This window comes from Actinoplanes sp. ATCC 53533 (assembly GCF_003947245.1).
Genome location: NZ_QHHV01000517.1, coordinates 1 through 1,526, shown reverse-complemented (window position 1 = coordinate 1,526; position 1,526 = coordinate 1). Strand labels below are relative to the sequence as shown.

Sequence of the window (1,526 nt, the reverse complement as noted above, 5' to 3'; positions counted from 1 at the left end):
TGCTCCCGGGCGAAATCGCCGAGTGAAGCGTAGTCGTCCACCTTGTCCCACGGGATGTGCAGCGCGACCGTCGGCGCCACGCCGGTGAACTTGTGCACGATGGCCGCGTCGGCGATCTTCTCCCGCGGGTTGCGGGGGACGCCCGCCTGGGCGAAGACCTTGAATCGGGTGCCGGAGTTGCCGAAAGCCCACGAGGGGGTCTCGATGCGCTGCGCGGCGAGGGCGCGCTTGACGGCGGCGAGGTCGATCATGGGTTCTCCAAAGGATCCGAGAGGTGGAACACCTCGGTCAGCAGCGGGAATCCCTCGTCGGGCGAGGTACCGACGAAGAATTCCGCCATTTCCGACTGCCATCGGGTGTTGACGTCCAGCGCCTCCATGGCCGCCTGGGACGCCGCGAGGTCGTCAGCCTCGACGTAGCCGACCAGCAGGCCGTCGGAGCGCAGGAAGAGGGAGTAGTTGCGCCAGCCGGTGGCCCGTAATGCGTCCTGCATCTCGGGCCACACGGCCTGGTGCCGCTCCACGTACTCCGCCAACCGGTCTGGCCGGATCTGGAGATTGAAGCAATACCTCATGCTCTTCCTTCTGGGGTTTTCCGCTGCGGGTTGGCTCAGTGCATAGAAAGCTTTAGAAGTTGAACTGGTCGATGTTCTCGGCGGTGAACTCGGTCGGCGGGCCGAGGACGATCTCGCCGGCCGCGCCGACGGTGTACTCGCCGAGCTTGCCGGCCTTGAACTTCTCGCCTTCCTTGCCGGTGATCTGGCCGGAGGCCAGCGCCGCACCCGCGTACCCGGCCAGGTAGCCGATGTCGGCCGGGTTCCACAGCGCGAACTTCTTCACGGTGCTGTCCTTGACGTACTGGCGCATCTGGTTCGGCAGGCCCAGGCCGGTGATCGCCACCTTGCCCTTGTAGTTCGAGGAGCTGACGTACCGCGAGGCCGCGGCGATGCCCACGGTGGTCGGCGAGACGATGACCTTCAGGTTCGGGTACGACTGCAGCAGGCCCTGCGCCTCCTGGAACGACTTCTGGTCGTCGTCGTTGCCGTACGCCGTCTTGACCAGCTTGAGCTTCGCGTTCTCCGGCTTGGCCAGCTCGGTCTTCATGACCTCGATCCAGGCGTTCTGGTTGGTGGCGTTGGGCGTCGCCGAGAGGATGGCGATCTCGCCCGCGCCGCCGGCCAGCTCGCTGGCCATCTCGACCAGGCTCTTGCCGATGCCCTCGGTGGTGGCCTGGTTGATGAAGGCGTCGCGGCAGTCCTTCGAGGCGTCCGAGTCGAACGCGACGATCTTGATGCCGGCCTGGCGGGCCTGGTTCAGCGACGGGCAGACCGCGTTCGGGTCGTTGGCCGCCACCACGATCACGTCCTGCTGCTGCTGGATCAGCGTGTTGATGTAGCTGACCTGCGAGGAGGCGCTGGCGTCGTTCGGGCCGACCAGCTTGTACTCGCCCTTGAGCTCACCCACGGCGACCTTGCCGCCGCTGACCTCGACGTCGCTGTACGGGTTGTTGAGCTGCTTGGGCAGGTA

2 protein-coding genes and 1 pseudogene are annotated in these 1,526 nt (G+C 66.1%); all 3 read right to left on the bottom strand.

The genetic code is table 11. The features are described from left to right. Positions 1–251 (bottom strand): annotated as a pseudogene (locus DMB66_RS59715) (rhamnose isomerase); the annotation flags it as partial. After that, positions 248–574: an L-rhamnose mutarotase gene (locus tag DMB66_RS59710; protein WP_125812686.1), complete on the bottom strand. Its 327-nt coding sequence runs from the start codon at positions 572–574 to the stop codon at positions 248–250. The gene DMB66_RS59710 and the pseudogene DMB66_RS59715, both read right to left, overlap by 4 nt. Positions 575–626: 52 nt before the next feature. Then, on the bottom strand, positions 627–1,526 hold a 900-nt coding region (gene rhaS, locus DMB66_RS59705), incomplete at its 5' end, for a rhamnose ABC transporter substrate-binding protein (protein WP_125812685.1).

What these genes read in the sequence shown, in the direction of transcription:
- DMB66_RS59710 (WP_125812686.1), bottom strand. Translation starts at nt 574, where the DNA reads ATGAGGTATTGCTTCAATCTCCAGATCCGGCCAGACCGGTTGGCGGAG.